Annotated in this window: 22 protein-coding genes and 1 tRNA gene; 15 read left to right on the top strand and 8 right to left on the bottom strand. The window is 46.1% G+C overall.

Features of this window, described 5'->3' with window-relative positions:
- From QUB70_RS06320 to QUB70_RS06290, 7 genes are all read left to right on the top strand, one after another.
- Window positions 1-620 (top strand): tetratricopeptide repeat protein (locus tag QUB70_RS06320; RefSeq protein WP_332979053.1); only part of this gene is annotated, 620 nt, incomplete at its 5' end.
- 262 nt (window positions 621-882) lie between these two features.
- Window positions 883-1,104, top strand: coding sequence for a DUF3285 domain-containing protein (locus QUB70_RS06315; protein ID WP_332979052.1), 222 nt, complete (start codon window positions 883-885; stop codon window positions 1,102-1,104).
- Window positions 1,105-1,310: 206 nt separating this feature from the next.
- Window positions 1,311-1,835 carry an rRNA maturation RNase YbeY gene (gene ybeY / locus QUB70_RS06310; protein ID WP_332979051.1) on the top strand — a complete coding sequence of 175 codons (525 nt, stop codon included), beginning with the start codon at window positions 1,311-1,313 and terminating at the stop codon, window positions 1,833-1,835.
- Window positions 1,836-1,996: 161 nt separating this feature from the next.
- Complete coding sequence (locus QUB70_RS06305) at window positions 1,997-2,509, top strand: diacylglycerol kinase family protein (protein ID WP_332979049.1); 513 nt, start codon at window positions 1,997-1,999, stop codon at window positions 2,507-2,509.
- Window positions 2,510-2,686: 177 nt separating this feature from the next.
- A complete protein-coding gene (locus tag QUB70_RS06300) occupies window positions 2,687-3,274 on the top strand; it encodes an anthranilate synthase component II (RefSeq protein WP_332979047.1) in 588 nt (195 codons plus the stop codon).
- A 258-nt stretch (window positions 3,275-3,532) separates the two neighbouring features.
- Entirely contained in the window at window positions 3,533-4,315 is a 783-nt protein-coding gene (locus tag QUB70_RS06295) for an MBL fold metallo-hydrolase (protein ID WP_332979046.1), read from the top strand.
- A 509-nt stretch (window positions 4,316-4,824) separates the two neighbouring features.
- Window positions 4,825-5,433 (top strand): fasciclin domain-containing protein, encoded by a 609-nt coding sequence (locus QUB70_RS06290; RefSeq protein WP_332979044.1) that lies wholly within the window; start codon window positions 4,825-4,827, stop codon window positions 5,431-5,433.
- Window positions 5,434-5,928: 495 nt separating this feature from the next.
- Here the strand turns inward: QUB70_RS06290 and QUB70_RS06285 are convergent, their stop codons facing one another.
- Both QUB70_RS06285 and QUB70_RS06280 read right to left on the bottom strand, forming a co-directional pair.
- Window positions 5,929-6,864, bottom strand: a complete 936-nt coding sequence (locus QUB70_RS06285; protein ID WP_332979043.1) for a cobalamin-binding protein — start codon at window positions 6,862-6,864, stop codon at window positions 5,929-5,931.
- A gap of 190 nt (window positions 6,865-7,054) precedes the next feature.
- On the bottom strand, window positions 7,055-9,694 hold the full coding sequence (locus QUB70_RS06280; RefSeq protein WP_332979041.1) for a glycosyltransferase family 39 protein: 2,640 nt from the start codon (window positions 9,692-9,694) through the stop codon (window positions 7,055-7,057).
- 134 nt (window positions 9,695-9,828) lie between these two features.
- On the opposite strand from QUB70_RS06280, the gene QUB70_RS06275 reads away from it, so the two are divergent.
- Window positions 9,829-9,901, top strand: a tRNA-Phe gene (locus QUB70_RS06275).
- A gap of 115 nt (window positions 9,902-10,016) precedes the next feature.
- On the opposite strand, the gene QUB70_RS06270 is transcribed toward QUB70_RS06275, so the two are convergent.
- Both QUB70_RS06270 and QUB70_RS06265 read right to left on the bottom strand, forming a co-directional pair.
- Window positions 10,017-10,427, bottom strand: coding sequence for a ribbon-helix-helix domain-containing protein (locus tag QUB70_RS06270; protein WP_332979039.1), 411 nt, complete (start codon window positions 10,425-10,427; stop codon window positions 10,017-10,019).
- 142 nt (window positions 10,428-10,569) lie between these two features.
- On the bottom strand, window positions 10,570-11,148 hold the full coding sequence (locus tag QUB70_RS06265; RefSeq protein WP_332979038.1) for a DNA-methyltransferase: 579 nt from the start codon (window positions 11,146-11,148) through the stop codon (window positions 10,570-10,572).
- 170 nt (window positions 11,149-11,318) lie between these two features.
- On the opposite strand from QUB70_RS06265, the gene ribBA reads away from it, so the two are divergent.
- From ribBA to QUB70_RS06235, 6 genes are all read left to right on the top strand, one after another.
- The gene (gene ribBA / locus QUB70_RS06260) at window positions 11,319-13,073 is read left to right on the top strand and encodes a bifunctional 3,4-dihydroxy-2-butanone-4-phosphate synthase/GTP cyclohydrolase II (protein WP_332979037.1); all 1,755 of its coding nucleotides are present in this window, start codon (window positions 11,319-11,321) and stop codon (window positions 13,071-13,073) included.
- A 47-nt stretch (window positions 13,074-13,120) separates the two neighbouring features.
- On the top strand, window positions 13,121-14,554 hold the full coding sequence (locus QUB70_RS06255; RefSeq protein WP_332979036.1) for a pentapeptide repeat-containing protein: 1,434 nt from the start codon (window positions 13,121-13,123) through the stop codon (window positions 14,552-14,554).
- 245 nt (window positions 14,555-14,799) lie between these two features.
- Window positions 14,800-16,536, top strand: a complete 1,737-nt coding sequence (locus tag QUB70_RS06250; protein WP_332979035.1) for an ATP-binding protein — start codon at window positions 14,800-14,802, stop codon at window positions 16,534-16,536.
- 1,024 nt (window positions 16,537-17,560) lie between these two features.
- Window positions 17,561-18,565 carry an RNA polymerase sigma factor, RpoD/SigA family gene (locus tag QUB70_RS06245; protein ID WP_332979033.1) on the top strand — a complete coding sequence of 335 codons (1,005 nt, stop codon included), beginning with the start codon at window positions 17,561-17,563 and terminating at the stop codon, window positions 18,563-18,565.
- Window positions 18,566-19,315: 750 nt separating this feature from the next.
- The gene (locus QUB70_RS06240) at window positions 19,316-19,813 is read left to right on the top strand and encodes a hypothetical protein (RefSeq protein WP_332979073.1); all 498 of its coding nucleotides are present in this window, start codon (window positions 19,316-19,318) and stop codon (window positions 19,811-19,813) included.
- Window positions 19,801-22,449 carry a CHASE4 domain-containing protein gene (locus QUB70_RS06235; protein WP_332979031.1) on the top strand — a complete coding sequence of 883 codons (2,649 nt, stop codon included), beginning with the start codon at window positions 19,801-19,803 and terminating at the stop codon, window positions 22,447-22,449. Before QUB70_RS06240 ends, QUB70_RS06235 begins: the two co-directional genes overlap by 13 nt.
- Window positions 22,450-22,696: 247 nt before the next feature.
- Here QUB70_RS06235 and cobO read toward each other — a convergent pair whose 3' ends face one another.
- The 4 genes from cobO to QUB70_RS06215 form a co-directional block, all read right to left on the bottom strand.
- A complete protein-coding gene (gene cobO, locus QUB70_RS06230; protein WP_332979030.1) occupies window positions 22,697-23,320 on the bottom strand; it encodes a cob(I)yrinic acid a,c-diamide adenosyltransferase in 624 nt (207 codons plus the stop codon).
- A gap of 59 nt (window positions 23,321-23,379) precedes the next feature.
- Window positions 23,380-23,958 (bottom strand): Uma2 family endonuclease, encoded by a 579-nt coding sequence (locus QUB70_RS06225; protein WP_332979028.1) that lies wholly within the window; start codon window positions 23,956-23,958, stop codon window positions 23,380-23,382.
- Window positions 23,959-24,026: 68 nt separating this feature from the next.
- Window positions 24,027-24,605, bottom strand: a complete 579-nt coding sequence (locus QUB70_RS06220) for a Uma2 family endonuclease (RefSeq protein ID WP_332979027.1) — start codon at window positions 24,603-24,605, stop codon at window positions 24,027-24,029.
- Window positions 24,606-24,734: 129 nt separating this feature from the next.
- A complete protein-coding gene (locus QUB70_RS06215; protein ID WP_332979026.1) occupies window positions 24,735-25,370 on the bottom strand; it encodes a hypothetical protein in 636 nt (211 codons plus the stop codon).
- Window positions 25,371-25,482: 112 nt separating this feature from the next.
- Here QUB70_RS06215 and QUB70_RS06210 point away from each other — a divergent pair, with 112 nt between their 5' ends.
- On the top strand, window positions 25,483-26,757 hold the full coding sequence (locus QUB70_RS06210; protein ID WP_332979025.1) for a molybdopterin molybdotransferase MoeA: 1,275 nt from the start codon (window positions 25,483-25,485) through the stop codon (window positions 26,755-26,757).
- The last annotated feature ends 163 nt before the right edge of the window (window positions 26,758-26,920 follow it).

The raw sequence follows: 26,920 nt of genomic DNA, 5'->3' as shown, positions 1-26,920 counted from the left end.
TTTATGCGAATCGAGGGGATGTAGATGAGGCGATCGCACTTTATCAACAATCTCTCGAACTTAAGGAAAAAATTGGCAATGTTCAAGGGAAAGCTGCTAGTTTGCACTGTCTTGCAATAATTTATGCGAATCGAGGGGATGTAGATGAGGCGATCGCACTTTATCAACAATCTCTGGAACTTTACGAAAAAATTGGCAATGTTCAAGGGAAAGCTGCTAGTTTGCACTGTCTTGCAATAATTTATGCGAATCGAGGGGATGTAGATGAGGCGATCGCACTTTATCAACAATCTCTGGAACTTTACGAAAAAATTGGCAATCTTCAAGGGAAAGCTGCTAGTTTGCACCAACTAGCAGGAATTTATGCGAATCGAGGGGATGTAGATGAGGCGATCGCACTTTATCAACAATCTCTGGAACTTAAGGAAAAAATTGGCAATCTTCAAGGGAAAGCTGCTAGTTTCGCAATGTTAGGACAATTGTTAGCATCGCAGGGAGATTTTGAGCAAGCTTTGAATTATTTGCAGCAATCTTTGGATATTTTGCAGCATTTGCATTCTCCCGACGCGGAGACAGTGAAGAGAATTATTGTTGATGTTCAGGAGATGGCTGATGGGTGAAGAAGACCGGGCGGTTGAAACCGCGTCTATACAAACAAAACCCGCCTCCGCGGGTTGAAGATCGGATGGGGTTAAAATATGTTATCTTCTTTCTTCAGTCCGCGGAGGCGGACATCGTTTGTGCAGACGCGGTTTCAACCGCCGTCCGATCCGAAACGTTACCTGAAACCTAAAAAAATCTACACAAAACGTTACATATTTGTTAACATCGTGGCGAGTCTGTCCTCAGCAGCCTCTGTGTTAACCTTCTAAAATAACCGCTATGACTCAACCTCCCTCAGCAATTCCCGCCTCCTCCGAAGAGTCCGCCGAAACCCCGACAGCGCCGACAAACAATGCACCTCCACCGAGTTATGTCAAGCTGGCGATGCGGAACATGGTTCGCAAGCGGGCGACTTCTTTGTTTCACTTTGCGTTGACAGCCGCCGGACTTTTAGGCGTACTCGTCGGTTTGGCTTTTCTCGATCGCTATTTCAATTCTTAATCGGGGATTCCAACAATCAGCCTCTAATTTATTTCCGCTGATGTTTTTGATCTTTCTTAATCGGGAGTTAAGGTGATGGTGTTCCCGGGCTGTTGCAATCTCTAACAGATTGCTGTATCTTTCCAGCAACAGCAAAATCCCCTGCCGTTCGCACAATTTGAGATTGTAAAAAAATTGAATATCTTGCTTGACACCAGATGCTGAAAATGCTAATAGAGGTGAACGTCGAAGACTGTTATGCGCTCGCCGACGCTGACAACCTCCCGGAAAGTGCACCCAGCGGGGAGATTGCCGCCGAAACCTGGGAAAATTGGTTTAGCGTTTGGCTAGAAAACCAGGCGGCGGATGTGCCAGTGGCCCCGGGCTACGAAGTCAGTCTGCGTTTAACCGCCGATCCCGAGATGCAAGCCCTCAACCTCCAGTACCGCCAGCTCGATCGACCGACCGATGTACTAGCTTTCGCAGCTTTAGAGGTAGACTGTCCTCAGCTAGAGGAAATGCAGTCATCCGAACCTTTATACTTGGGTGATATCGTCATCTCGATCGATACAGCTCAGCGACAAGCCCAGCAGCAAGGACATCCCCTGAAGACCGAACTAGCTTGGCTCGCAGCCCACGGTTTTCTGCATCTTTTGGGGTGGGATCACCCGGATGAAGAGAGTCTGACTCAAATGCTCGATCGACAAGAAACATTGCTGGAGGCGATCGGTCTTGAGATCCAAACAGCATAACTTAAGTTGATGGTTACTTAACAAATCATGTCAAGCCCAACATAACTTTCTGAAATTAAACCCAAACTTTAGTAAAAACTTAGGAAAGTTACCTAGACTAGATGAAGTAAATTTGAAAAGTCTAGCTTTCATTCATCTCTGTAACTTAAAGTTGGTTATTTATGACACTAGAGAGACCGTCAATTTCATCAAAAATCGCACAGTTTCTGCCCATGCCTCCAGACTCTTCCACCCCGACAGTCCACGAGTCTAAAAAAGCCTTGAAATACAACCGAGAGCTGTCGTGGAAAATAGCATCTAGCTTAGCTACGAGTTTTAGATACGCTTGGGGAGGTCTGAGTTATGCTTTTGAAACTCAGCGCAATTTTCGCATTCACACAGTTATAGGAACTTTGGCGATCGGACTCGGGCTATTTTTGCAACTGAAACCTGTAGAAATATCTGTGATCGGCGTCACCATTGGCATAGTTTTAGCAATGGAACTTTTGAATACGGCGATCGAATCGGTGGTAGACTTGACCGTCGGGCAATCTTATCACGAACTCGCCAGAATTGCCAAAGACTGCGCTGCCGGAGCAGTTCTGGTATCGGCAATGGCCGCAGCAATTGTTGCTGCTGCACTTCTACTCCCTCCCTTCTGGGCAGTCGTTCAAATTGCGATCGCCCGTCAGTAACTTCTTGAACCCAGAAAATTTTAGGTTTTAGATGACCAATTTGAGATTTTTAGTTTTCTTAGTCTATATTGCAGCTATTTTTATCTTCGGCATCTATCTAAAATCTTGAAACCCTTGCTTTCAGGCAGCGAGTCAATCTAAAATCTAAAATCTAAAACCTAAAATCCCACTCAACCCGTGATTATAGTCATCGATAACTACGACAGTTTTACATACAATTTGGTACAGTATCTAGGAGAACTAGGTGCCCAGTTGCCCGCAGCCAGCGAAGTCCAAGTCTACCGCAACGACCAAATCTCCTTAGCAGAAATTCGCCGATTGCAGCCTGCCGCAGTGGTGATTTCTCCAGGCCCGGGGCGGCCGGAAGATGCGGGAATTTCTCTGGAATTAATCAAAGAATTGGGGCCGACTCTGCCAATTTTAGGCGTGTGCCTCGGACATCAAAGTATCGGTCAAGTATTCGGCGGCAAAATAGTTTCTGCACCGATATTGATGCACGGCAAAACTTCTCAGGTAGAACACGCAGGAGTCGGAGTTTTTCAGGGCGTGGAATCGCCGATGATTGCAACTCGCTATCACAGTTTGGTAATTGAAAAGCAAAGCTGTCCAGAAGTTTTGGAAATTACGGCTTGGGTTGAAGACGGCACGATTATGGGCGTGCGGCACCGGGAATATCCGCATATTGAAGGCGTACAGTTTCACCCGGAAAGTATTTTGACGACTTCGGGAAAGCAATTATTGCGAAATTTCTTAGAAAGACTTTAGTTGAATTTCTCGGAATTTGTAGGGTTCGCTCTTATAGCACCTTACGGTGAGAGTAGGGTACACATTTTCGCACCTGAACCGCCCCAAAAAGGATACAAGCCCCCCATTCCTGTGGTGGTGAACCCCAAATTTTAGACTCCTGTTCGAGATTCCCGATTCAATCCTGCAAGTAAATCTAAAATCTAAAATCTAAAATCGACTGACGGTGTTTTGTGGTATAACAACAAACGACCAACACCCGACAACCCGAACCACAAGATGAAACGGCGACAATTAATACGTTACGCACAGACGGGTTTGCTAGCAGCTTTAGCCACTGGTTTGCCATCTGGATGGGAAAGCTATCGAGCTCAAACTGCTGATTCTTTGTCGGTTCAGTGGTTGGGCCACACTTGCTTCTTGTTCGCCGGAGGCGGTGCGAGGGTGCTGGTGAATCCTTTTCGCCCCCTGGGCTGTACCGCAGGCTATCGCTCTCCTAAAGTGCCAACTGATTTGATTCTGATTAGCAGCCGGTTGCTCGATGAAGGGGCGATCGACGGATTTGCGGGCAATCCCGGCCTTTTGTACGAACCGGGGGCTTACAGGTCAAACGGGCTGCGGATTCAAGGGATTCGCACGCAAAAAGACCGTGAGGGAGGAAGGCGATTTGGGGTCAATGTGGCTTGGCTGTGGCAGCAAGCGGGCGTTAAGATTTTACACTTGGGCGGAGTTGCTGGCCCGATCGGCATTGAAGAACAAATCTTGATCGGGCGGCCCGATATCGTGCTGATTCCCGTCGGCGGCGGGCCGAAAGCTTACACTCCGGCGGAAGCGAAGCAAACTTTGCAACTTCTCAAACCGAAGATGGTGATTCCCACACATTTCAAAACCCAAGCCGCCGATGCTGCTGCGTGCGATTTGGTGCCGCTAGATGAATTCTTGGCGCTGATGGATGGTACGCCGGTGCGCCGATTGAATAATGACACGATTTCGATCAAATCTGCTGACTTGCCCCAAACTGGTTCGGTGATTGAGGTTTTGAGTTACAGATTTAGCGGTTGATGCCCGATTTCTCAGCTTGCGTTATAGTAAGGGAGTTTTGGTCGATCGGGGATGCAAGAGAATTTTCTTGCTATCTTAGCCTCTGGCAACCTTGCCTTTTGTCGAGATTTGGCTAACATAACAATTCATGTTCACGGTTTTATCTCATAAGGAAATGCAAGCGCAGTCAGGAACCTCGGCCTGAAGGCACGAGGCTTGAAAGAGAAATCTAGAAAGCCATCCTGACCAGCCTAAGTCCTTCGCGGACTACGTTTTTTGAGTCACGACACCCTGGGATGCGAAGCTAGTCCCTTGCTCTGTCGCTGAGAGTTAAACAATCTTAAGGTCACTGAGATAGTGCTTTCAGCCTAACAAGCTCATTAAACATTGGCGAAGCTAACTTTACTCCGAAAGGAGAACGGGACAACCATATCCCGACGGAGGGGCAACCATACCCCTCCACTCCGGAAGGGGATTCAAATTAATGTAAAGCCGTCCTAAAAGGACGGGGTTTCAAACCCAATTTTCCGATGAAAAATCAAAATTTACCTAGCTGGATGAAACAACTCACAGGTTTCGCAGGAGTAATCGGCGCTAGCGCGTTGATTGGTTTCCCAGCTTGGGCTCACATCACCTCCAACACCAGTGTTGCTAATGCAACTCAAACTCAACAAGTTGCAGGAAATGTGAAAACCGCTGCCTCACCAGCACCAATGGCTCAAGCGAAGGATATTGTTGCTATTGCATCTGGCGACGCTCAATTCAAGACGCTGACAAAGGCTTTGGGAGCAGCAGGCTTGGTGACAACTTTACAAGGAAAAGGCCCTTTCACTGTTTTTGCACCGACAGACGCGGCATTTGCTGCTTTGCCAAAAGGAACGTTGGATGACTTGCTGAAACCGGCAAACAAAGCCAAACTTACTAAGATTTTAACTTACCACGTTGTTCCTGGTTCAGTATTATCTACTAGCCTGAAATCCGGCGATGTTACCAGTGTTGAAAAAAGCCCGCTGAAGGTAGTAGTTAGCGGTGGCAAAGTTACCGTGGGCGGCGCTAATGTTGTGAAAGCTGATATCAAAGCTAGCAACGGCGTCATTCACGTAATTGATAAGGTTTTGATGCCGCCCGATGCGATGTAAAAATAGCCGTTTTTGCATCTACAGCAATTAACTCATATCGGGTGAAATACAGGTATTTTGTAGGGACACAACAATGTTGTGTCCTTATTTTTATGGCACGCAATGAACGCATAGCCCCGGAAACATCACTGCCGTTCCCCTACAGCAATTAACTGATATCGGGTGAAATACAGGTATTTTGTAGGGAAACAACATTGTTGTGTCCTTATTTTTATGGCACACAATGAACGCATTGCCCCGGACACGGCAGTGCCGTTTCCCTACAGCAATTAACTGATATTGGGTGAAATAAAGATATTTTGTAGGGAAACAACATTGTTGTGTCCTTATTTTTATGGCAGGCGATTCTGAATTGGTATAAGCTGTTACGCATTTAAAATAGTATTGTAGGGTGCGTCAGCCCTATCTTGTTTCCCTTGCTTAGTAAGTGTTCTAGCTGACGCACCCTACAGGCATCGTTAGCGGTTTAAATGTCGAAAAGCTATAAATACAGTTTTAGCTAGCTGCTGACACTGAAAAAAATGGCTGCCAACCCTTGCCCCGATAGCCAAAATCGAAGATTTCGGGATGGAGAATTTCTGCTAAAATTTCTAAGGAATCAACCAATCTCGGCCCCGGTCTGTTAAAGTAAGCATTGCCGTCAGTTATATAAACTTTCCCCGTTTTTACTGCTTGCAAATTAAGCCACTCTACGTGTTTAGTTATCTGCATTGCTTCGCTGCGAGTGCGGTTTAAATCAAAGCCGCAAGGCATGAAAATAATTACATCGGGATTAGCTTCTACCAGCGATTCCCATTTTAACCAAGGGGAATGTTCGCCGACAATTCCAAACAGCGAATTTCCTCCCGCCATTTCCACTAATTCGGGAATCCAATTTCCCGCAGCCATCAAAGGTTCAATCCATTCGATGCAGGCTACTGTGGGTTTAACGGTTAAGGTTTTGGTTTTTAAGATAATAGCATCGATGCGGGATTGCAAAAGGTCGATCGTACTTTTGCCATTTACGCCCAAAGCAGCAGCAACTCGCTGAATATCCGTCCAGATTTCTGCTAGCAAATTGGGCTGCAAAGAAATAATTTCCGGCTTGCTATTTACCAGGGTGCTTACTGCTTGTTCAACCTCTGCTAGAGAACAAGCGCAGACTTCACATTGAGCTTGAGTAATAATGTGAGTTGGCTGCAATTTTTCCAAAGTATCTATTTCTACTTTATAGACACTGAGCGCATTTTGCAACAATTCTGTGACGCGGTTGTGAATTTCGCTGCTAGTTCCTTCGGGATTGAATTTAGGCTGAGTGCAAACAGGTAAATTTTGGATTGCTGAGGGGTAATCGCATTCGTGAGAACGGCCCACAATGGCATCGGTTAATCCTAAAACTGCTACAATTTCGGTGGCACTGGGAATTAGAGAGACAATTCTGAGTTGGTTCATTGGTTTTCTGTTTTTTACAGATTTATAAGCACAGGCGTTACAGATTTACAAGCACAGGCGGGACGCCCGTGCCACAATAAGCTGTTCTACATTTAAATTGTGTGTCAAAAATCAATAAAACTTTTGTGGGACGGGCTTCTAGCCTGTCCCGAATTTCCAATTTAAATGCGTACCAGCTTAGAAGGGATTGTTAAATTTTTAGTTTTTTCAAGTATTGCAAATCTTGCCATGCTTGGATGAGATTGCCTTGCAAGAGTGCGGCTACGCCATTCAATACCCGAATTTCTGGTAGGTTGGGGTTGATATTCAGAGCTGGTTTTAAGGCTGTTTGAGCGGCTTTCGGATGCCAGCCGTACAGGTGTACGAACGCGAGATAGGCGTAAGCGTAAGGGTTTTTTGAGTCGAGTTGAGTGACTTTTTCTAAGGCGGCGATCGAACTTTTGACATTCTGCTGCAACACCCGAGAAAATGCCAAAGCATAAGCGAATTCTAGATTATTGGGTTCCTGCTTCAGTCGATATTCTAACGCTTGTTCCGCTTGAACGGTATAATCTTGAATTGGATCGTATTGATTGATGCGTCCAATCTGCTCGAACACGGGTTCTAAACCGGGCAATCCTTGCGGTAAATTAGCCGCCATCGCCCGCAATTGAGTCACCAAATCTAACTCAGGCTTATCCTCGTTACCAGCAAGAGCCTGGGAACGCATATTTAGAGGCTCTGCCTCGATTTTAACACTAACTGCCGGCACATTAATCGGATAAGTTTCGCCGGTTTTCCGATTTAGATAAGTAGCTTGCAGATTGTAACTTCCCGGTGCGATATTAGCAGGAGGAAGCATCGCCGTGCGATCGACAATTTGAAACCCCACAGCAAATTTATCGGCTTCCAGAGTCCCCGGATGCAAAGTCGCCTGGGCGATCGCGCGATCGTGTAAAATCCTGAAAGTCTTTCCCGGTGGAATATCGCCAGACTGCTGATTTTGCCACGTTACCAACACTAAACCAGACTGCAACTGCTGCCAAGGCCCAGACCAAGTATAAGTCACCGGCAGCGCGACTCCGGGAACTGAAGAAGCAGCAACAGTAACTCGATCTAATTGTACTTGCGATCGCGCTTCATTCAACGGCTGTACTTCCACAGGCTGCAACCGCTTGCGGTAAAGATTCAAATTAGTATTGTCAGGTAAAATCCAAGTTTTTTGTAACAGGAAATTGTCGCCTTTTTCAATCGCAGCCACCGCTGCATTTTGAGCTTTTTTAATCCGTTCCCGAATCGAACCTTGCGGCCCAGTTTTAGTTGCGAACCAAGAGAGCGATCGCACATCTTGTGGCACTTCTTTTAAATTCGTTCCCACCTGCCGCCCGTAAACCTGAAAATTCGCCAAAGCACCGTAATAATTCAAATTGTGCTGGTTAATTTCCGGTGTCGAAGGTAACACGCCTAAAGTCGATTGCAAATAAGGTTCCGTATCAATAATTTCTGCAATAACCTCTCGGTGCGGCCACTCTTTCCCCAAGTAAGGATAACTAGAATTTCCGGGACTGATAATTTGAACTAAACTATGTCCAAAAGCACCTCCCAGCGGCCACATATGCAACAGCATCGCCAGAATTGCCAAGCTAATTGTACCCCAGCGAATTTGTGACCCCCACTTGCGAGGCCATAGCGTTAAACAGTATGCTAAAAAGATTGCTAAAACAGGTAAATAAGGTAAAACATATCGGTCATCTTTGTTGATATTTAGCGAATTTATTAGATAAGCTCCCACCCAAAAAACAGCCAGCCACCGACAGGAATTAATGTGAAAAATTGAGGGAGACTCGCGGCGGCGGCGCCAATAAAGTATCAATCCGACTGAGGGAATAAGTAACAGAGGCCAAGAAACCTGTTCTGGTAAATGCTGAGCGTAGTAAATCCAAGCGCCGATCGTATTGAGTGCCGGATCTCCTTCGGCGATCGCAGAATCGAAAGTAGCCCGTTTTCCCCCAGTCAAAATTAACAGCCAATTGGTTTTTGCCCAAGGCCCAAACACCGCTACCGACAGCAACAAAGCACCTGCTAATTGAGCTAATCTTCCCCAAGCTTTTTGCCGCACAGCACCAACAGCCAACCACACAATCGGGGTAAACAGAAATAAAACTGTAGTGTGTTTGACTAATATTGATAAACCGAGAGATATGCCAAAGGCGATCGCCCAAAAGAAAGATGACTGGGAGAGTGGGAGAGTGGGGGAGGGGGAGAATTTATGCTTCTTCTTTGTTCCTTCTTCCAACTTGGTTCTCTCCGTTAAATCCGCTACCAAATCCGCTGCCGAACCTTCCTGCTTCCACATTGTCAAACAATAGAAAGCAAAAGTAATCGCAGCAGTTAGGGGAAAGTCGAGTAAAAATTGCAAGCGGAACCGATAAAGTCCCGGCAACAAAACGCAAATAGCAGCGGCCCACAAACCCACTTGCCTGTTAAATAATTGGACGCCCAGACTGTAGACTGAGGCGAGCAGAATTCCACTAAATAATAAATGAACGAGGGTTGCCCGATCGCCCTCCGCACCAAACACCTGAAGAAACGGAACCGTTAAGATGTACGCCAAGGGCGGAATTTTCGTCGAAAGCAGCCAGAAGTTCGTCCACCACTCCCCGGAAAACCACTGAGGCTGCTGCAACGCCTGCAAGTAATTCAGCGTACTCGTGAGGTATTCTGCCTGATCCCACGCGGGGATCGATCGATCGAGGGCAAACCAGAGGCGATCGCTAACTGCCCCCAGCAGCCAAATTGTGCCCAGGACAAACAGACTCTTGCCCCCATTGCCCCGATGTTGCTGTGTCATTGCGATTTTTCGATTTTAGGCGTGCAGCTTTTACATTACAGGTGGGCGGTTCCGGGCGATCTAAAAATTATTTTACAAAAGTGCTTGCTAAATTTCCTATGTGTCTGTTAAGCTGGTTAAGCGTAAAAAAACAAGCCGAGATAGCTCAGTTGGTAGAGCAGTGGACTGAAAATCCACGTGTCCGGAGTTCAAGTCTCCGTCTTGGCATCGCAAAGCCCTCACAAAGTTGAGGGCTTTTTATTTGGGAAACTTTGTTCTTTTGGGGTAGGGACACGGCACTGCCGTGTCCTCTATCATGTCGCTCGTGCAACGGGAATTGATATCATCCCTGAACCTCTACTGCTTTGCGAAACTTTTCTTGCAATTGCTCGATCGCAGTCTCTAACGGGATTCCCTCACCCCGCGATAGTTCCGCCTCCGCTTCCTCCACTGAGGATCGCACCTCCTCCACCCACTCCCAATAATGCTTCCGCGTTTGCGTCAAAGTCTGGAGGGCTTTTGCAATCACCTCTTCCGGCGAGCTAAACTGCCCCAGCGCTAATTGCGCCTCGATCAATTTTACTTGCTCAGGACTCAAAGTAATATTCATTAGAATCTCCAGGAGTCTCGCTGACACAAATCCCTTTTCTAAGAATAGCGCTACTTTCACCGGAAGTGCGATCGACTGCAAGCGCCGATCGCTTGATATCAACTCCGGTAGCATCGGAATTAATATTACCCACAGCCAGGACACGGCAGTGCCGTTTACCTACAATTAAACGGGGGAGGGAAACGGCACTGCCCGGTCCTCGGTATCATTCCGATGCAACCGGAAACGATATGAGACCGATCGCCCGCTGTGGGACAATTTAAATTAAGTTACTGCAATTACAACTCTAAAATAAAGATAATTGTGCTTCTCTAAGTTCCTTTTGCCTCAAAAAATCATCAACTCGATTAGCCGCAATCTCACAGTAATCCGTCCTAATTTCAAATCCGATCGCTTGTCGCTGCAAACCCAGAGCCACAATTGCTGTAATACCGGAACCCATAAACGGATCTAAAACAATGTCGTTTAAATTCGATGCAGACTTGATGATGCGATCGACAACAGCAACAGGAAATTGAGCGGGGTGAGCAGTGCGTTCTTTTGAAGCTCGGTTTTTCCCCGACGTAACTTTTGGGAATTGCCAAACATCGGTTGGATTTTTACCTTTTAAGTTTACTTTAATCTTGCCGTTCTTTTTCTGATTCGGATATTTCACATTTGGATCGCGCACTTCATCCAAATTAAATGTATACTTATCTTGATTTTTTACATACCAGAGAAACTTTTCATTGCGGGGTGAAAAGAACTTGCTGCCCGCAACTCCCGCGCCGTAGTTCCAGACAACTTCTTGAATCAGATAAATTAAGCAATTAGGAGCTTGGAAGTACGGTTTACCTAAAATATTCTCGATCTCAGTCAAGCTCATGAAATATTTGGGAGATATTTTGTTGACAAAATGCAATAATCATAGTAAGTGAGTTTAAAAATATTGTCAAACTCATCTGGACTGGGAAATACCCCTGCCGGAAACAAAAGGTTACAATCAAAAATAGATTCTATTTCGATAACTTTACTGTTTATAGCTTGAAATTCTCAGTGCCAAATAACAACACCTCAGCTCAATCCTTTCAATTTGACTCAATTGACAGCGCCCTCGCAGACCTCAAAGCAGGTCACATGGTGGTAGTAGTCGATGACGAAAACCGCGAAAACGAAGGCGACGTGATTTGTGCCGCCCAATTCGCCACGCCGGACAATATCAATTTTATGGCCGTGAACGCGCGGGGTTTGATTTGTCTGGCCTTGAGCGGCGAAAGGCTCGATCGGCTCGAATTGCCCCTCATGGTCAGCAAAAACACCGACAACAACCAAACAGCCTTCACCGTCAGCATCGATGCAGTCAACGGCGTCAGTACCGGCATCTCCGCCGAAGACAGAGCCCGCACCATCCAAGTAGCCATCCACCCGGACACCAAACCTCAAGACTTGCGCCGTCCCGGTCACATTTTCCCCCTGCGGGCGATCGACGGCGGCGTCCTCAAACGCGCCGGTCACACCGAGGCCTCAGTTGACCTCGCCAGACTCGCCGGCTTGTATCCCGCCGGCGTCATCTGCGAAATTCAAAACCCCGACGGTTCGATGTCGAGGTTGCCGGAATTAATCGAGTACGGCAAAACCCACAACCTCAAAATCATCAGCATTGCCGACTTAATTAGCTACCGACTGAAGCACGATCGATTCGTCCGCCGCGAAACAATCGCTAAATTGCCGACTCAATTCGGCGAGTTTACTATCTACGCTTACCGCGACACCCAAGACAACTCAGAACACGTTGCTATTGTCAAGGGCGATCCGGCCGAATTTAAAGACAAACCCGTCATGGTGCGGGTGCATTCCGAATGCCTGACCGGCGATGCTTTGGGTTCCTTGCGCTGCGACTGCCGGATGCAACTGCAAGCGGCACTGAAAATGATCGAAAATGTCGGTTCTGGCGTCATAGTTTACTTGCGCCAAGAAGGTCGGGGCATTGGATTGGTAAATAAACTAAAAGCTTACTCGCTGCAAGATTTGGGATACGATACAGTCGAAGCCAACGAGCGGTTGGGCTTTCCCGCTGATTTGCGCAACTACGGCGTCGGAGCGCAAATGCTCAACGATTTGGGAGTTCAAAAAATTCGGTTGATTACCAACAACCCGCGCAAAATTGCCGGTTTGAAAGGTTACGGAATAGAAGTAGCCGATCGCGTCCCCTTACTAATTGAAGCCACAGATTACAACTCGATCTATCTGGCAACAAAAGCTCAAAAACTCGGTCATCTGCTGCTGCAAACTTATCTAGTAACAGTAGCGATTCAGTGGAACGAAACGAAGGCAGAAGGAAGAAGGAAGAAGGAAGAAGGAAGAAGGAAGAAGGAAGAAGGAGAAGAAATTTTAGGGCAGGCACTTCACTCTCCAATTGCCAATCGGTACGAACATCTCGAAAAACTGCGGCATTTGGCGGCAAGCCGCGATTTATTGCTGCAAGAAGAAGCGCGGCCGGTGGGAATAGCCCTGTTCGGAGAAGGCTCTCTGATCGTTCACCTCGGCTTCGACCAAGCCGGACTCGCAGCCCCCGACTGGTATTCGGAGGTAAATCATCCTTACGTCAAGGCGATCGGGGAAATTCTCGGCGAAATCGCCACCTGGTCGGATTTGCAAACATTAGAATTGATGGTTTCCTCCGGTGCCGATCCGCTCAAAACCTTGCAAGTCCAGCTCGATCGCGAGACCTTCCCCCTCGGACAAGTGCCGTCCGTGTGCGCGAGGCTTCAACCTCAAACCATCTATAGTTTTTGCCCTATTTCCGATTAAGCCCTCGGAATGTCAAGCTAGGGTCAAGAATCAAGAGGCAAATCTACATGGACATGAACGTTGGTGACTTTCTGCACCGACTCGACCTCAGAGGACAAGCGCTTAAAGGCACCAACCTCGGCGGTGCGGAACTCCGGGGAGCCAACCTCAGAGGAACAGACCTCCGAGAAACCAACCTCAGCGAGGCTATTCTCAGGTATGCAGACCTGATCGAAGCCGACCTCACCGGCGCCAATCTCGCCGGCGCGGATTTAGCTGAGTCATTTCTGAATTTAGCCAACCTCACCGGAGCCGATTTGACCGGTGCTCTCCTCCGAGAAGCTACTCTCGTAGGAGCTGAACTCCGTCAAGCCAACCTCCAACAAGCAAGTTTGATCAAGGCTAATTTAGTTGGAGCAAATCTCCAGTTCGCCAACTTAACCAGAGCCAACCTCAGCGGAGCCGATTTGCGCGGTTCTCAGTTGAGCGACGCCATTTTAGACAAAGCCGTCTACAACAACCGGACTATCTTTCCCGAGGATATTGACCCGGGCGCAATGGGAGCATTTTTGCTAGCTCCCAATGCTTCGCTCCCGGGCTTAAATCTGGCTGTGGTAGATTTGACCGAAGCCGATTTAAAAGGAGCTGATTTGCGGCGGACAAACTTATACAAAGCTAATTTATTTGGCGCAAAACTCGATCGGGCAAACTTAGCAGGAGCCAACCTCAGCGGAGCGGACTTGAGGGAAGCCAGTTTGAGCGGCACCATTTTAGAAAAAGCTGTTTACAGCAACAAAACATTGTTTTCAGAAGGCATTGACCCCAGCCTGGGCGGAGCTTATTTAATTGCTCCCAATGTATCGCTGCAAGGGGTAAACTTAACCGGAGCCGACTTAAACGGGTCAGATTTAAGCGGAGCTAATTTGAGCGGTTCTAACTTAAGTTCGGTCAATCTCAAAAATGTAGACCTCAGCAGAGCCAGCTTAAAAAAAGCTTACCTCAAAGGTGCAAACTTGGAAGGAACAGATTTGAGAGGAGCCGATTTAAGCGGCGCAATTTTGCACCAAGTAAACTTGAGTTCTGCTGACCTCCGGGGTGTAGACTTAACAAGGGCCGACCTCAGCGGCGCTAATTTAAGCGATGCCGATTTGAGGGAGACAGATTTCACCGGAGCTACTTTGGTGCGAGCTAACTTGAGCGGGGCAGACTTGAGAGGTGTAGACTTGACAAAAGCTGACCTCAGCGGCGCTAAGTTAAACGAAGCTGACCTTAGAAAAGCAGATTTGATGAGAGTAAATTTGGAGGGAGCAGATTTAACTGAGGTAGACTTGAGCGATGCTCATTTATTCCGGGTTAATCTCAGAGGTGCTAACCTTAAAGGTGCTAACCTTAAAGGCGCAAGTTTAAAAGGGGTATCTTTGACCGACGCTTATTTGAGCGAAACGGATTTGACCGATATAAATCTGAGTCTGAGTTTCTTTGAACTACCGCTAGAATCGTAATGGTAATTAGTCAGTTGACAGTTGGCAGTTGGCAGTTGCTAGTTGACAGTTGCTAGTTGCTAGTTGCTAGTTGACAGTTGCTAGTTGACAGTTGCTAATAATTACCGAATAACAAATCAACACAAACAACTGACAACCCAACGACCCAACGGCCCGCTCGCGGGCAAGCTGACAACTAGCAACTGACAACTGAACAACTGCCAACTGAACAACTGCCAACTGCCAAGCCAACTGACAACTGACTAATGACTAATGACAAACCGTTAGGCTCTGTTATTCAAGGTTCCCTGAGCAAGGGATTAGAAGTGCGACTGCACGCCGACGTTTCGGTAGAAGATATGAGGGTGGGGAAATTTTTAGTAGTGCGGGGGGTGCGATCGCACTTTTTCTGTATGCTCACCGACGTGTCTCTCGGAACATCCAGCGCTCGCATTTTATCCAACCCTCCCAACCCCAACGACGATTTTCTCCTAGCAGTGCTCGCCGGTAGCAGCACCTACGGTACGATCGAGCTTTCGCCCATGTTGATGCTGACTGCGGAAAAAGAAAAATCTCAAGCAATCTTCAATCCAACAGGTAACGGAGTCCCCGATAAAAAGTTGGCATTAGGCAATTTGGGTTCTTTTGAGGCACAAAGTGGTGCGGATATGGAACTGCTGCCGGTTAAAACGATTCCCAGTCACTTTTCCCAGGTGTTTGATGCCAAAGAAACCGATTTTCGGGCAGTTTTTGGCTGGGAAGATGACCCGTACCGCCGCAATTTTGCGATCGGCAAACCGATTGACATGGACGTTGCTGTATGCTTGGATTTAGACCGATTTGTGGAACGCAGCAACGGAGTTTTTGGCAAGTCGGGAACGGGAAAATCTTTTCTGACGCGCTTGCTTCTATCGGGAATTATTCGCAAGCAAGCTGCTGTTAATTTAATTTTTGATATGCACTCGGAGTACGGGTGGGAAGCTGTTTCGGAAGGGAAACAATTTAGCACTGTCAAAGGTTTGCGGCAGTTGTTTCCCGGTCAAATTCAGATTTATACCCTCGATCCAGAGTCTACAAAACGCCGGGGAGTCCGCGACGCTCAAGAATTGTTTTTGAGCTTCGATCAAATTGAAGTGGAAGATATTTCCCTCGTACAGAGAGAGTTAAATCTGTCGGAAGCTAGTATCGAAAATGCGATTATTTTGCGAAACGAATTGGGTAGCGGTTGGATTAATAAGTTGCTGGAAATGACCAACGAAGATATTCAAATGTTTTGCGAAGAAAAGCGGGGAAATAAATCTTCGATTATGGCTTTGCAGCGAAAATTAGAGCGGTTAAAGGATTTGAAATACATTCGCCAACGCTGTCCGAAAAATTATGTAACTGAGGTTTTGCAGTGTTTGGATGCTGGGAAAAATGTAGTAATTGAGTTTGGTTCGCATTCGGATTTGCTGTCGTATATGTTAGCAGCAAATGTGATTACTCGCCGCATTCACGAAGCTTACGTGAAGAAAGCAGACAAGTTTTTGCAGAGTAAAAATCCGTGCGACAAGCCGCAGCCGTTGGTGATTACCATTGAGGAAGCCCACCGCTTTCTCGATCCGGCGATCGTGCGATCGACTATTTTCGGTACAATTGCCAGAGAAATGCGAAAATACTTCGTAACTCTGTTGATTGTAGACCAGCGCCCGTCAGGAATCGACGCCGAAGTCATGTCGCAAGTAGGAACGCGCATTACAGCTTTGCTAAACGACGATAAAGACATTGATGCTATTTTTACCGGCGTTTCAGGAGGGCAGAGTTTGCGATCGGTTTTGGCAAAACTCGACTCCAAACAGCAAGCATTAGTTTTGGGACACGCCGTACCCATGCCCGTAGTCGTGCAAACTCGCCCCTACGACGAGCAATTCTACAGGGAAATCGGAGATATTGACTGGCAAGAAATGCCCGACGAACAAGTATTTGCCGAATCAGAAGCTGCTAAAATGGATTTAGGATTTTAGATTGACAACTGCTAGATTCATTACCAGAAAGAATTGGTTTAAAGCCTCTCCCTTGTAGGGAGAAATTAAAAAAAGACTATTCATTACTCCAATCCTCGGACTTCCAGGTAGAGGTCGCTATCCCAGGTCAACTGTCAACTGTCAACTGAATGAAAGAACTTAGGCAAATGTTACTGTAAATTAGTCTTGGCGAACAATTGACGATCGCTGGCAATGACAGAAATATCAGATTTTTGTCCTCAGTTATAAACGCAAATATAAACGCAAAATTACGATCGAACTTCCCAAAAATTAGCCCCCAGCTTTCAGTCAAAAGCTTTTCCCCTTTCCCCCCCTCACCCCTCATCCCTAACTTCACAAAATCTGCATAAGCTTAAATCTGGTTGAGCATCGCGGCATAATTCAACTTAAACAGCCCAACAGCCAGCCTTGATACACCTTTACTTGCTCACAGCCGAGTTGCCTTATCATATTCTAAGAAAAATGTCAATATATATTTTAAAGCCTAAGTCGTAGCTAATACGGCGATGGAGTTCGGTTATCTCGCATCGCAGCATCTAGGCAGCAAGAAAATTTCAAGCGATGATGGAACAGAGAGCAAAACAAAGCCCTCAAATTGCATGAGTCTGTTTGCATGAGTCTGTTTGCATGAGAATTGTGAAGTTGAGTTGCAGTTAAAACTAGCAGGGAATTTAAAACCTTAAGGAAAAATGTAGAATCTTGACCTTAAGACAGAGGTTTTTACCCTTTACGATCCTCAAAATTTGGAATAATATTGAGCAAAGTAAACTTAAATTCACTTCGCCTTGAACTAGCCGTTAAAGCTAGCGATCTACGGAAAATCGACGGGGATTACTGGAAAATCCAGCACAAAAGTAATCCCAAACCACAAGCTTCTACCGATCGTCACCGATAAACAGGAGGGGAAACATCCCCCCTGTCGCAGTCTTCATCCCACTTGCAAAAGTGGGACAGGGTATCACCAACTTTTTATCTGTTGTTACAAGGAGTGCAATACTCACCCATGTCCACCACCACCCCCAAAAACAAGACAGTGAAAGCCGATCGCATGGGCAGCCGGCCATACTCCTCAACGGATACGGTTCGTACCTATCTGCACGAGATCGGTCGAGTACCCCTGCTAACCCGAGAAGAAGAAATTGTTTTCGGGAAGCAAGTGCAGCAAATGATGAAATTAATCGAAGCAAAACAAGCACTTGCTAAAGAATCGCAGCGGGATCTGACGAATCAAGAGTGGGCTGCCGAAATGGAGTTGACCGAAGCCGAACTGAACCGGATATTGCAGTTAGGCCGGCGCGCCAAGCAAAAGATGATTGAAGCGAATTTGCGGCTAGTAGTGGCGATCGCCAAAAAATACCAGAAACGCAATATGGAATTCTTGGATTTAATTCAAGAAGGCACCCTCGGTTTAGAACGAGGAGTCGAAAAATTTGACCCGATGCGGGGATACAAATTTTCTACCTATGCCTACTGGTGGATTCGGCAAGCAATTACCCGCGCGATCGCCCAACACGCCCGCACCATTCGATTGCCAATTCACATTACCGAAAAACTGAATAAAATCAAAAAAGTGCAGCGGGAACTCACGCAGCAGTTGGGCCGATCTCCCACACCAGGGGAAATTGCCTCCGCCTTGGAACTGCAACCTTCCCAAATTCGAGAATACCTGCTGATGGCAAGACATCCAGTTTCTTTGGACTTGCGGGTAGGAGACAACCAAGATACCGAACTGCAAGAACTCTTAGAAGACGAAACTGCATCTCCAGATAACTACATTACCTCGGAATTGCTGCGGCAAGACCTCGATACTTTGATATCAGAACTTACCCCCCAGCAGCGAGATGTAATAATTCTGCGCTTCGGTTTGGAAGACGGCACCGAAATGTCTCTGGCGAAAGTCGGAGAACGCCTCAATCTCAGTCGCGAACGGGTGCGGCAGCTAGAACATCAAGCCCTCGCCCACCTGCGGCGCCGCCAATCTCAAGTCCGAGAATACTTGGCTAGTTAGTCACTAAAAAAGTTGAGATTTTTCCCAAAATCTCAACTTTTTTTTTCGTGTTGGCGCTGCTCTTAAGGATACTTTTATTTGAGTGGTCGATCTCGCGATCGGGGCGGAGGCAAAATTTGTCAAAACTAATCTTAAATTTAATACCAATTTTCTAAATTAATGCAACAGTATATGTAGGGTGTGTCGCCATCGACAATCTCTAAAAAAGAGTGCAAATCTAATAGCGACGCACCTTACACATTGGGTGAACGAAACAAACCCAACAATTTTATTGTTGCAACATTTTTTCTAAATGGTATAAGTTCAGGAACCGGGCGGGCGATCGTTCGTTCAAGTGAATAGCCAGCGTTAAGCCAGATACCCGGTTTCTCTACGAGCTTTTTGAAACTAATACAAGAGGCAAGAGGTGCTTCGAGGCAGCTATGTGAACTACCAGACTAGAAATGCTCCGCATACAGCACTGGCTTCCTGATTCATCGGGATGTGCTTTTATCTCCCCCAAGATAAGTAGTCTTACCGTCCCTCCACAGGCGGTCGTCCTAGTTCCTAAGACCCATATTTTTTCTTGCAACACGTCCCGTTCAGCTTGGTTTTTGCATTGGGAGATAATGGTCAAGATACACCTATCATATCATTGATTCGTTATCACTCAATTTATTTTCTCACCTCACTTTCATCCCGTCACTCATCCTGTAAACAGATAGAGTGCGGGACTTCCCGTTCGCATTAGTTAAAATTTTAGGTTCTGGAGTGGTTTTGACTTATTTGATATTGACAGGCAGTTTAGAAGCACTCGCGATCGTGCTTGCTCTCTCGCCCGGTAACTTCGGCATCGGATTCCCGGCACGCGGGACACAGCACTCGGACATCAAATCCGGCGTTTTGGACTCGCAATCTCCCCCAAATCCTGCGCCCGATACGGCTAGCACAGGTTTAGCAGAAGGAATTTACCTCTACGGCCAGTCGAGCCAGCCCGATGAAATTAAAAAAGAATATTTTGTGTTTGAAATGTGGCAGAGTAAGGTAGTCGGCGCTTTTTACCTGCCTCGGTCTGCTTTTTACTGTTTTTACGGCACGGGCGATCGAACTCAGTTAAATTTAACAGTAGTGGACAGTTACGACGGCAGTCACTCTCCCTACTCCGTAAACCTGCAACAGTATTACCCCATTTCTGCCATCAGCGAGAACGATCGCCGCATCTTGGGTATTTGCAAGGAAGCTCACAAACAACAGGTGTGGGGAAAGTAGCAGAAGACTGGCGCCGCCCCAGCATTCAGGGTTCAGGAAACAGCAGTAAAATTGCTCCTGAGTTGAGAATTTCGGACGGACACCACACACACGGCAAGATGAAACTGCGTCGGAAAACACTATCAATCGTTGGCATTACTATCGCGGGACTGACTGGCATTCTGTATGCCACCTCCTCAAGCATCCTCTTGGGCAGCCTTGCCAAAGCAGAAGAACAAGAAGCCACACAGGTTGTCAAGGGAGTGCTCAGCGTGTTCGGGCAAACCGCAGATGACTTCAATTCGCGCTTTGCCGACTGGTCGGCCTGGGACGACACCTACGCTTTCATCCAAAACCGCAACTCAGAATACATTGACTCCAATTTAATTCCAGAAGGACTCGCTAATATAAGAGTTAATATAGCCGTATTTGTCAATACTTCTGGCAAAATAGTTTACGGTACGGGTTTAGACAGCCAAAAGCTGAAACTAACGCCTGTTCCAGAAGCATTAAAACAGCGCATTTCTCTGAGCGACCCGCTGTTGCAGCACCCCAATGCCAAAAGCAGCCTCGCTGGCATCCTGCTGCTGCCGTCAGGGCCGATACTGATTACTTCCCGGCCAATTCTCACTACTAAAAGCACCGGCCCGATCCGAGGTACGCTGATATTCGGGCGCAATTTAGATGCTGCTGGTATTGAGCGGATGTCTAAAATTACTCGCTTGCCGCTGATTGTACACAGCATTAATGAGCCTGAATTGCCTGCTGATTTTCAGAAAGTACGGGATAAACTGTCGGCAAAACAACCGATTTTGGTGCGTCCTTTAAGCGAAGATTCGATCGCGGGTTACGCTACGATCCGCGATATTTACGATCGACCTGCGCTGCTATTGCGGGTGGATATCCCCAGAGAAATATATCGGCAAGGTCAAATTAGTTTGCTGTACTTGCTGGTGTCTGTAACGTTAGCGGGAATTGGGTTTGTCGGCTGCACTTTGCTGCTGCTAGAGCATCTAGTGCTGTCTCCGCTGAGCGGTTTGGCGAAAGCAGTGAACGGCGTTAGCAGCAGCCAAGACCTCTCGATGCGGCTGCCGGTGACGGGCGAAGACGAGTTGTCCGACCTTGCCCATACTATCAACGGAATGCTCAGTGCGATCGCGATCGCCGAAAACGAACAACTTGAGGAAAAAGCCCGGTACGCAGCCGTAGTCGAGCAAGCTACAGACTGCATTTTCCTGTGGGACGCTCAAACCAAACGCCTTTTGGAAGCCAATACAGCGTTTAGAAACTTGCTCGATTACAGTCTTGATGCGATTTCCCAACTGACTGTTTACGATATCATCGCTTACTCTAAAGACCTAATTGACAACAATATCGAGTTGCTGCTGGCCGACAAAAAATTTAGAATTGGCGAAGTTCTCTACCTGCGACGAGACGGTTCCTGCGTGGACGTGGAAGTAAGCGCCAGCGTAATTTCCTACGGCGGCCGCGAGATTATTTGCACTGTTGTCCGCGACATTACCGAGCGCAAGCAAGCCGAAGCCGAACTGCGAGCCTCGGAAGAACGCTACAGACTTTTGTTTAAAAATAACCCCCATCCAATGTGGGTTTACGATTTAGCAACTCTAGAATTTATAGCCGTCAATCAGGCTGCTATCCACCACTACGGCTACACTCGCGACGAATTTCTCAACATGACCGTTGCAGACATTCGTCCCCCCCAAGAGCAGCCGAGATTGTTAAAAAATATATCCCCAGTAGATGTCGGTATTGATTTTGCCGGTGTGTGGCAGCACCAGAAAAAAAACGGCACAATTATTGATGTAGAAATTACTTCTTATGCCATGCTATTTGATAGCAGAAATGCTGAATTAGTGCTGGCTCACGACGTGACCGACCGCTTGCAAGCCGAGGCAGAACTGTACAAAGCAAAAGAAGCAGCAGAAGCTGCTAATTTGGCTAAAAGTCAGTTTTTGGCTAACATGAGCCACGAACTGCGAACTCCTCTGAATGCGATTATCGGTTACAGCGAGATCCTGCAAGAAGAAGCTTTAGATTTGGGCGAAGAAGATTTTGTGTCGGATTTGGAGAGAATTCACAATTCAGGCCAGCATTTACTAACATTAATTAATGATATTCTCGATTTGTCGAAGATCGAAGCAGGTCACGCCGAACTTGACTTAACAACTTTTGACCTGTCGGAGGCAGTTCAATATGTAGCGAAAACTGTTCAACCGCTATTTTTGCGAAACACCAATCGCCTGAATGTTGAGTGTCCTAATAATATTGGCGAATTGCATTCCGATAAAATTAAGCTTACTCAAATTTTGTTTAACTTGCTCAGCAATGCAGCTAAGTTTACTAATAAAGGGACAATTACACTCAGCGTTGAAAGAATTAAAAATCACGAGAATAGCTGGGACGATGAACAGTTAATTTTTAAGTGTACTGATACGGGAATTGGGATAACTCCCCAACAGCTACAAAAGTTATTTCAACCTTTTACGCAAGCCGATGCTTCGACTACCCGCAAGTACGGAGGTACGGGTTTGGGTTTGGCAATAGCGCAGAAATATTCTCAGATGCTGGGGGGAGAAATTACGGTGAGTAGCGAGTTTGGCAAGGGGTCAACTTTTACTCTGATGTTGCCAGCCTAGGATATATTTGAAATTTTAGATTTTATACCATTTCTCTAAAATCGTGCAACACTCTTCGACCCCCCCTAGCCCCCCCTTGCTAAGGGGGGGAACAAGAATACTGTTGCATTCTTTTTTAAAATTGGTATTAGATTGGGGAAAAAGTCCTGACTGCAAACAACATAAATACGGTTTGTAGCGAGGACTTTAGTCCTCTCCAAATCAGCTTTAAGCCAATTAAGACTTTTCGTCCTGACTGCAAACAAGATTAATACTCAATACCTGGCTGAGCTTTAATGCCTTGTTCCCGGAATGGATGCTTGACTAAAGTCATTTCTGTCACCAAGTCAGCGCGTTCAATTAGTGCAGGTGGCGCGCCTCTACCTGTTAAAATAACGTGAGTTTCTTCAGGTTTTTGGTCTAACCCTGCTAGGACTTGTTCTACTTGCAAATAACCTAGCTTTAATGCTATATTAACTTCATCTAAAAGCACTAATTTAAATTCGGGATTGCAGATAAAAGTTATAGCTTTTCCCCAGGCTTTTTGAGCTGTTTCGATATCTCTGTCTCTGTCTTGCGTGTCCCAGGTAAAACCTTCTCCCATTGCATGAAATTCTAGCTGTTTTTCCCAGAGTTGAAAAACGGCTTTCTCTGCGGGTTCCCAAGCTCCTTTGATAAATTGTACTATGGCGACGCGGTAGCCGTGACCGAGCGATCGCACAACCATTCCCAAAGCGGCCGTAGTTTTGCCTTTACCGTTACCAGTATTGACAATTATTAAACCTTTGTCTTTGGAAGCGCCGGCGATTCGCTGCGCCTGTACTTCTTGGCGGCGCTGCATTTTCTGTTTGTGCTGTTCGGCTGTTAGGGAAGTTGTTTCTTTAGTTTCCATAGGATTTTTTTGAACCGCAGATGAACGCAAATAAACGCTGATAGATGCAGGATGTCTGATTATTGCCAGACAAGCTGCAAGTTTAGCACGAAACCTGGCAAAACATCTTCTCCTGATAGTTCTCTTGGAGATTCCAGTATTTCTACTTCTCGCCCTTGGCGATAGATTTCAACTCGGCGCGTTTTGCGGTTGATTAACCAGCCTAATTTTACTTGGTTATTCATGTATTCTTGCATTTTGTCTTGAGTATCTTTTAAACTGTCTGTCGGCGACATTAATTCTAAAACAAAATCTGGGGCTATCGGAGGAAACTTTTGTTTTTGTTCGGCAGTTAGTGCGTCCCATCTTTCCTTTTTTATCCAAGAAACATCAGGAGAACGATTTGCACCGCTGGGCAGTTTGAAGCAAGTTGAAGAATCGAAACAAATTCCCAGTTTAGTTTGTCTGTTCCAAATTACAAAATCGGCATTGATTTCTGAATTGTAATTTCCGGTTTCTCCTCCTGTGGGTGACATAACGATTATTTCTCCTTGGCCGTTGCGTTCAAATTTGACATCGGGGTTTTGGCGACAGAGTTGATAAAATTGGTCGTCGGTTATTTGGGCGATCGAATTAAAGTTGATGGTGACTGCTATCATGGTATTTTAGAGGCTGCATTTAAAATATTTTAATTGCAGATAAAGGTCGATGGATGCAGAATTTTTAGTTATTGCCAGAAAAGCTGCAAGTTTAGCACGAAACCGGGCAAAATATCTTCTCCTGATAGTTCTCTTGGAGATTCCAGTATTTCTGCTTCTTGCCCTTGGCGATAAATTTCAACTCGGCGCGTTTTACGGTTGATTAACCAGCCGAGTTTTACGTGGTTGTTCATGTATTCTTGCATTTTGTCTTGAGTATCTTTTAAACTGTCTGTCGGCGACATTAATTCTAAGACAAAATCTGGGGCTATCGGAGGAAACTTTTGTTTTTGTTCGGGAGTTAGTGCGTCCCATCTTTCTTTTTTTATCCAAGAGACATCGGGAGAACGATTTGCACCGCTGGGCAGTTTGAAGCAAGTTGAAGAATCGAAACAAATTCCCAGTTTAGTTTGTCTGTTCCAAATTCCAAAATCAGTAGCTATTTCAAAATTATAATTTCCGGTTTCTCCTCCTGTGGGTGACATGACGATTATTTCTCCTTGGGCGTTGCGTTCAAATTTGACATCGGGGTTTTGGCGACACAGTTGATAAAATTGGTCGTCGGTTATTTGGGCGATCGCATTAAAGTTGATGGTGACTGCTATCATGGTATTTTAGAGGCTGCATTTAAAGTGTCTTAACCGCCGATGAAGACCGAGCGATGCAGGTGGTGTAAATCCTAATGTGGGAGGGCAGTTTTGGAAAGGGTAAATTTTGAGGCGGTATTTATGCTAGCATTATATCACAAAGCTATCAGGAGGTTTTGATGATTCATGAAAAGCTTTTTCGATAAAAGATTTGCAGACATACCAATAATAAAAGGCAATATTGATTTCGCTAAACAACTTAGGTACTCCTTCTAGTAAACTGGAAATTATCTTGTTTTTTAAATGCAGTGAATCCACGCCGATCGCCAAAAACAACAAGCCCAACCCAGCCAACAATATTTGGTAGGGAGTCAACTGTAGTTCTCGCCAAAAAAACCATCCGTAGGAGGACAAAACAAGGGCGTACAAAAGACTTACTCCTAGCTTGGGAATTCCCGCTGCTACCATATATATATGAATTCTGTAAATTTCATTTAGTAAAAATCCACCTGTCAACAAAGCCGAGAAGAGAATAAATCGATTTTCTGAATGGCGCGGTTGAATAGTTTTAGCCAATCCATAGCTAAAAGTACAAACAATGACTGGCACAGAACATAATAGTTGAAAGGTGCGAGTTAACAAGGCAACATTTGGAGTGCGGGCGAAAAAAGGGTGAAAGAATAAATCGCTAACTTGTAAACCTGACATTTGAGTAAAGATAACCAGGATTGCCACCAGCAAGACAGATAAACCATTGAGTTTAAAAACCGAACGAGAAACAGTCATAAGTGAGGGACAAGAAAAGGAAAGTTTACCGCAGACGAATAAAAAAATCCTTCTCCACTATAGCTGCTACTTTGCTAAACTAAGAAGAGTATTGTCAAACTGGGGGGCAGTCATGCTGTCAGTACAAGAAGCAGAATCTATCGTTCTAAATTTGGCGCAACCCCTCGACAGTCAGCGGGATGTAGAAACTGTAGACTTGTTGGCAGCATCGGGGCGCATTTTGGCGGCACCCGTCACCGGTTCCCTCGATTTTCCTTATTGGGACAATTCGGCTATGGATGGGTACGCGGTGCGGTTTGCTGATGTGGAAAACTGTAGCGCCGAAAAACCAGCGGTACTCGAAGTAGTCGAAGAAATTCCAGCGGGATATCAGCCTGGAAATACGGTGCAATCCGGGCAAGCGGCGCGAATTTTTACGGGTGCTGTGATGCCTGCGGGTGCTGATACGGTGGTAATGCAGGAAGAAACCAGGCGAGAGGGCGATCGTATTTTTATCTTAGTTTCTCCTGAAAAGCCGCAAGCATTTGTCAGGCACAAAGGCGCTTTTTATCAAGCAGGAACAACTTTGCTAAGTCCGGGTACAGTTATCAACGCCCCAGAAATGGCGGTGTTAGCAACTGCACAGTGCATTCAAGTCCCGGTTTACCGGCGGCTGCGGGTGGCAATTTTTTCGACAGGTGACGAATTGGTATCGCCAGACCAACCTTTGGCACCGGGTAAACTGGTAGACTCGAATCAGTATGCTTTGACCGTTTTGTTGGCGCAAATGGGATTTGAAGTGATAAGATTGGGGATAATTCCTGACAATGAAGATGCGCTAAAAAAGGCGATCGCCAAAGCTGTCTCGACAGCCGATGCGGTGCTTTCTACAGGCGGTGTCTCGGTAGGAGACTACGATTATATTGAGAAAATATTGGCGGATTTGGAAGGTAAGATTCACATTAGTTCTGTGGCGATTAAACCGGGAAAACCTTTAACTGTTGCTCAGTTTAAACGAGATGAAAAAAAATCTGATTCGCCGATTGCGAGTTCGGATTGTCTGTATTTTGGTTTGCCTGGAAATCCTGTTTCAGCGTTAGTGTGCTGTTGGAGGTTTGTCGTACCTGCTTTGAGAAAGATTTCTGGACTTGGGCTGGATGCTTGGGGGCCGGAGTTCGTAAAAGCTCGGTGTCATGTTGAATTGCGATCGCACGGCCGGCGCGAAACTTATGTTTGGGGTAAACTGTATTTAGTTGCGGGAGTTTGGGAATTTGAACCTGCTAGCGGCAGCCAAAATTCAGCGAATTTAATTAACCTCGCCAATACAAGTGGTTTAGCAGTTTTGCCCGCAGCAGAAACTTGGATTTGGCCCGGCGAATTTGTTGAAGTTTTAAAAGTTAGTCATTAGTCATTAGTCATTGGTCATTAGTCATTGGTCATTGGTCATTAGTCATTGGTCATTAGTCATTGGTCATTAGTCATTAGTTTCATAATCGGTACTCTTTTTTTATTCCCTCTTCCTTCTTCCTTCTTCCCTCTTCCTTCCTTCTTCTTCCCTCTTCCCTCTTCCT

Origin of the sequence: Microcoleus sp. A003_D6 (genome assembly GCF_036702825.1) — a bacterium.
Classification (GTDB): domain Bacteria; phylum Cyanobacteriota; class Cyanobacteriia; order Cyanobacteriales; family Microcoleaceae; genus Microcoleus.
Note: the sequence above shows the minus strand (reverse complement) of the source record. Positions and strands in the feature narration are given on the sequence as shown.

What these genes read in the sequence shown, in the direction of transcription:
- QUB70_RS06315 (WP_332979052.1), top strand. Translation starts at nt 883, where the DNA reads ATGACTCAACCTCCCTCAGCAATTCCCGCCTCCTCCGAAGAGTCCGCC.
- ybeY (WP_332979051.1), top strand. Translation starts at nt 1,311, where the DNA reads ATGCTAATAGAGGTGAACGTCGAAGACTGTTATGCGCTCGCCGACGCT.
- QUB70_RS06305 (WP_332979049.1), top strand. Translation starts at nt 1,997, where the DNA reads ATGACACTAGAGAGACCGTCAATTTCATCAAAAATCGCACAGTTTCTG.
- QUB70_RS06295 (WP_332979046.1), top strand. Translation starts at nt 3,533, where the DNA reads ATGAAACGGCGACAATTAATACGTTACGCACAGACGGGTTTGCTAGCA.
- QUB70_RS06290 (WP_332979044.1), top strand. Translation starts at nt 4,825, where the DNA reads ATGAAAAATCAAAATTTACCTAGCTGGATGAAACAACTCACAGGTTTC.
- QUB70_RS06285 (WP_332979043.1), bottom strand. Translation starts at nt 6,864, where the DNA reads ATGAACCAACTCAGAATTGTCTCTCTAATTCCCAGTGCCACCGAAATT.
- QUB70_RS06280 (WP_332979041.1), bottom strand. Translation starts at nt 9,694, where the DNA reads ATGACACAGCAACATCGGGGCAATGGGGGCAAGAGTCTGTTTGTCCTG.
- QUB70_RS06265 (WP_332979038.1), bottom strand. Translation starts at nt 11,148, where the DNA reads ATGAGCTTGACTGAGATCGAGAATATTTTAGGTAAACCGTACTTCCAA.
- QUB70_RS06255 (WP_332979036.1), top strand. Translation starts at nt 13,121, where the DNA reads ATGGACATGAACGTTGGTGACTTTCTGCACCGACTCGACCTCAGAGGA.
- QUB70_RS06250 (WP_332979035.1), top strand. Translation starts at nt 14,800, where the DNA reads ATGACTAATGACAAACCGTTAGGCTCTGTTATTCAAGGTTCCCTGAGC.
- QUB70_RS06245 (WP_332979033.1), top strand. Translation starts at nt 17,561, where the DNA reads ATGTCCACCACCACCCCCAAAAACAAGACAGTGAAAGCCGATCGCATG.
- cobO (WP_332979030.1), bottom strand. Translation starts at nt 23,320, where the DNA reads ATGGAAACTAAAGAAACAACTTCCCTAACAGCCGAACAGCACAAACAG.
- QUB70_RS06225 (WP_332979028.1), bottom strand. Translation starts at nt 23,958, where the DNA reads ATGATAGCAGTCACCATCAACTTTAATTCGATCGCCCAAATAACCGAC.
- QUB70_RS06220 (WP_332979027.1), bottom strand. Translation starts at nt 24,605, where the DNA reads ATGATAGCAGTCACCATCAACTTTAATGCGATCGCCCAAATAACCGAC.
- QUB70_RS06215 (WP_332979026.1), bottom strand. Translation starts at nt 25,370, where the DNA reads ATGACTGTTTCTCGTTCGGTTTTTAAACTCAATGGTTTATCTGTCTTG.
- QUB70_RS06210 (WP_332979025.1), top strand. Translation starts at nt 25,483, where the DNA reads ATGCTGTCAGTACAAGAAGCAGAATCTATCGTTCTAAATTTGGCGCAA.